Origin of the sequence: Sphaerospermopsis aphanizomenoides BCCUSP55, assembly GCF_001586785.1 — a bacterium.
In the GTDB taxonomy this organism is placed as follows: domain Bacteria; phylum Cyanobacteriota; class Cyanobacteriia; order Cyanobacteriales; family Nostocaceae; genus Sphaerospermopsis_A; species Sphaerospermopsis_A aphanizomenoides_A.
Map to the genome: position 1 here is coordinate 1 of NZ_LUFH02000194.1, position 3484 is coordinate 3484.

Consider the following 3484-nt stretch of genomic DNA (forward strand, 5'->3'; position numbering starts at 1 on the left):
GCTTCTCGAACTTCTTCTGTATGGGGTACTAGTTGTTGTTTTGCAACTTCAATTTCTTTTTGAATTGCCCACAATTCCTCGCGTGCAGACCTAATTTCATCTTTAATTTTTGTGGCGCAATCTTCCCGAATTTTGCGCTCTACCATTTCCATTAGTGCTGAACACTCTTCTTCAGCAGAATCTAGAAGGTATGTTTCAACCTCAATAGTTGCTTCTAGGTGCTTACTTTCGTAATTACCTAAATTCAAAATTCGTTTGTAAGTAAATGTTTTGATTTTCATTTTATTAGTTATCAAAAACTACCTCAAACTCATAAAGTGTGTTAGCTTTAAGAAGCTTCATGTATTCGTCCGCATCATCACGTTTTTTAAATCTGGCGATGAATGAATTGCTGGGTGTATCTATGCGGAAAACTGCCCAAGGTTTAAGTTGTCTATTCATTGTTCAACTCCATTCTTGTTAAGAAACCAGTATTAGCATTTCCACCTGCTAACACTGGTAAAACGTATAGCTTACAGAATCAATGTTGTACCGGATAATCGGGTATCCCAAAAACACAAACACATCAAATAAGTTGTTGATTTTCGTCTAGACTTCACCTCCAAACTCTCTGTCAATTGATAATTGATAATTGATAATTGACAATGCTGTTTATGGATTAAAAGGCAGAAGAAAAGCCAGCAAGAAAGTTAAAATCACAAAGAGAACAGTAAATGTTCGCGGGTATGTAATATATAAATCAAAAACTGACTCAAGGAAGTTTTCAATTGTTTTCAGCATTAATCTGGCAGGTAATTGGTGCAGGATTCCGACGCTCGAAGTAAAAGTTGATTCTTTGTCCAGGACAACGTTTACGAAGTTCCTGTACGCGGTGTTGCGCACCTTCTTGAGTCGGAAATCTATCAATGGTGTTGGCGAAAATTCCCTGCTGGTGATAAACAACCCAAGGGTAAGTTTTTCTGTTTTTAGGCATAAGTTGGTTGTTGGTTATTCTTCGTCTAGGAAATACCCCGTGACGGGTTCGATGTTGATGATGATGTTGTTTGTGATTTTGCACCGGGTTATTTCTTTGATTTTGAATGCGTCCCCAGTGGCTGTTAGTCCTTGAACCACACTCCCAGCATCGTGTTCAGATAAAGCTTCTATTAATTCATTAATTGTCATTGTCCTTATTTTGTGAGTTGTTAGTCATTGGATCATCAGGTCGGAAATACACTAGTAACGCAGACATGAGAAAATCACCGCGCTGTCAACTCGTGAACAGCGCCAAAGTTTCCGGTGATTGCAAGTTTAGGTAGCAGGTGGCAGGTGGCAGGTGGCAGGTGACAGAATCTGTTCCCTGTTCCCTATTACCTATTCCCTAATAAGAGGTGTTGCTCCAGCTTGAGTATGGTGTGTCCTCACGGGCGCTAAGGCAAAGGAGGAGGGAGCGGGGGAAAGGGATGATACAAAGTCATCCCTCATTGTTCTGTGGTTTGAGTGTGAGAGACTTCATTCATCTAACCGAGTGCTTACCATCTACCGGGTTTCCAACTTGGTTGGATTATTGTTGTCTCACATACGTCATTGTGTCATGACCACTTGCTTAATGCCAATAGGTCATGCCATAATGTCATGGCAGGATATAATGAAGAAAACATCTCAACCCAAAACAACAGCAAATCACAATGGGGGTGAATCACCCTTGACACATCTACGAAACGAACTCGGTTTAACACAAGAGGAATTTGGCAGAACTATCGGCGTGAGCTTAAGAACAGTAAGCCGTTGGGAGGCCGGGGTTAATATCCCCTCTTTCACACTTCCACAACTCAAGGCGTTGGATAGACTTTTGCGTTTAAATGGCAAAACGATACAGGATTTACCTGATAGTTTTGCTCCCATATCTAAACCAGAAAACTAAACCCTAATACCTGGAATCCAGTTCAGCATCCCAACCACCTACGCGCTAGGTGGTGACAGATTTCTGTATTTGAAGGTTGACCTATATCACTGAGATAAAAGCCTGAATAGTTCCATGATGAATTAAATATGTCACTGCTTAATTCATCATGATTGTTCTAATTTTAATACTCGGACAGATAGTTTTCCTGGCGATGGGACTAAAAGTAATATTTTTGCTCATTGATAAAGCAATTATCACTTACAGGAGGAGAAGATTTTCATCAAACAGAAAGCGCATGTGGATGGGATGGAATTCGATATTCCTGAAAATAAAAAATAGACGCAAGGGAAGATTCTTCAGGAAATACCAATACGATCCATTTGTAGCGGGTTTATGGCATCAATTGTTAGTCCGATTACAGTTTGATATTTCCGCATCCGAACGATTGGTCAACAGCCTGAGACTAAAGCATCCAGGTAAGTCAGACCGATGGTTGATTGAGAAAGCCATTCATGACCTAGACCGCGATAGATGGCGTTAATTTTGCAAAGCCACCGGGAGGGGTGGCAGATTCAACCTTATTGATTATGACAAAACTAACATCAAATTGGACAGAGAAACATGATCAATTCTGTCTAAAAAACTCCATACCACCAGCCGCCAAACTTCTGTGGCAGTGGCTAATTAGAGAAGGAGTTGACCAAGAAGTAGAACCAGATTTATCAGAGTTCAATCACTGGGTCGAGAAACATAGAGGTAAAGGATATGCTCACAACTACCTCAAACAGATGTTCAACCTGTTAGTAGAGAACCGTGTAATACAAGTAGTAAGACAGTATTCCTGGAAGATATTCAAGTTACTTGTTAGACCATTGGAATGGTTAAACCCACCCAAAAAACAAAAGTTACACAATCCTAACTCTACTTACAAAACACCAAGCTCAAACCCTGAAAATTCCGTTGACCTTGATATTCAGCAGCAGCATATCTTATCTAATCAACAACTGATGTCTCAGGAGGGTATTCATTTTGACACAGAAGAAACAGAAGTTTTAAACCGTCCTCAGTTTGAAATTAAAGCAGCATTACTACTGTTTAAACTTCGTGGCGCTGCTGAAAAAATCATGAATCCTGAAGGATGGGTAAGGCAGTGTTTAAGAAGACGTTATTGGGAACAACCAACTAATTACGGTTCTATCGCCAAGCACTTCGGTGGTGCGGCGATGGAAATAGAGGATTATTTCTGAATTACTAATTGCTAATTACTAATTGCTAATTGCAATTTCTCAATTGTCAATTATTAATTGTCAATTCTCAATTACTACCAAGTGTTTACCAACCATGAAAGTACGTTTATATAACAGTACCGGTTCACTCCAGGAGCGTGAACTAGAAGCTGTTAACCATTACCCATTGGCCATTTACTGTGATGGTTTCTTCTACCTTCATTTAACGAATGGCTATTACTCCCCTTGTCCCTATTACCTGATTCCTCCCACACAGCTTGAGGAGGAATCATGACGGGAACATTATTCAACCTCGATGACTTTGGAACTCCACATATAGTCCACGACCCTTACTGGGATGAACTGGAAAAAT

7 protein-coding genes are annotated in these 3484 nt (G+C 40.1%); 3 read left to right on the forward strand and 4 right to left on the reverse strand.

Translation table 11 applies throughout. The features are described 5' to 3' along the window. The 4 genes from A0J48_RS26030 to A0J48_RS26045 all read right to left on the reverse strand — a co-directional run. A partial coding sequence (locus tag A0J48_RS26030) for a hypothetical protein (protein ID WP_200327441.1) occupies window positions 1-281 on the reverse strand: 281 nt, incomplete at its 3' end. Between the two features lie 4 nt (window positions 282-285). Next, the gene (locus A0J48_RS26035; RefSeq protein WP_200327472.1) at window positions 286-441 is read right to left on the reverse strand and encodes a hypothetical protein; all 156 of its coding nucleotides are present in this window, start codon (window positions 439-441) and stop codon (window positions 286-288) included. A 322-nt stretch (window positions 442-763) separates the two neighbouring features. Continuing rightward, window positions 764-973, reverse strand: a complete 210-nt coding sequence (locus tag A0J48_RS26040; protein WP_200327473.1) for a hypothetical protein — start codon at window positions 971-973, stop codon at window positions 764-766. A 14-nt stretch (window positions 974-987) separates the two neighbouring features. Further along, window positions 988-1164 (reverse strand): hypothetical protein, encoded by a 177-nt coding sequence (locus A0J48_RS26045; RefSeq protein ID WP_200327474.1) that lies wholly within the window; start codon window positions 1162-1164, stop codon window positions 988-990. A 463-nt stretch (window positions 1165-1627) separates the two neighbouring features. Between A0J48_RS26045 and A0J48_RS26050 the strand changes: the two genes are divergently transcribed. From A0J48_RS26050 to A0J48_RS26060, 3 genes are all read left to right on the forward strand, one after another. Next, window positions 1628-1903 carry a helix-turn-helix domain-containing protein gene (locus tag A0J48_RS26050; RefSeq protein ID WP_234301175.1) on the forward strand — a complete coding sequence of 92 codons (276 nt, stop codon included), beginning with the start codon at window positions 1628-1630 and terminating at the stop codon, window positions 1901-1903. Window positions 1904-2186: 283 nt separating this feature from the next. Continuing rightward, window positions 2187-2426 carry a hypothetical protein gene (locus A0J48_RS26055; RefSeq protein WP_234301176.1) on the forward strand — a complete coding sequence of 80 codons (240 nt, stop codon included), beginning with the start codon at window positions 2187-2189 and terminating at the stop codon, window positions 2424-2426. 46 nt (window positions 2427-2472) lie between these two features. Beyond that, window positions 2473-3132: a hypothetical protein gene (locus A0J48_RS26060; RefSeq protein ID WP_200327477.1), complete on the forward strand. Its 660-nt coding sequence runs from the start codon at window positions 2473-2475 to the stop codon at window positions 3130-3132. The last annotated feature ends 352 nt before the right edge of the window (window positions 3133-3484 follow it).

What these genes read in the sequence shown, in the direction of transcription:
- A0J48_RS26055 (WP_234301176.1), top strand. Translation starts at nt 2,187, where the DNA reads ATGGGATGGAATTCGATATTCCTGAAAATAAAAAATAGACGCAAGGGA.
- A0J48_RS26060 (WP_200327477.1), top strand. Translation starts at nt 2,473, where the DNA reads ATGACAAAACTAACATCAAATTGGACAGAGAAACATGATCAATTCTGT.
- A0J48_RS26040 (WP_200327473.1), bottom strand. Translation starts at nt 973, where the DNA reads ATGCCTAAAAACAGAAAAACTTACCCTTGGGTTGTTTATCACCAGCAG.
- A0J48_RS26050 (WP_234301175.1), top strand. Translation starts at nt 1,628, where the DNA reads ATGAAGAAAACATCTCAACCCAAAACAACAGCAAATCACAATGGGGGT.
- A0J48_RS26035 (WP_200327472.1), bottom strand. Translation starts at nt 441, where the DNA reads ATGAATAGACAACTTAAACCTTGGGCAGTTTTCCGCATAGATACACCC.
- A0J48_RS26045 (WP_200327474.1), bottom strand. Translation starts at nt 1,164, where the DNA reads ATGACAATTAATGAATTAATAGAAGCTTTATCTGAACACGATGCTGGG.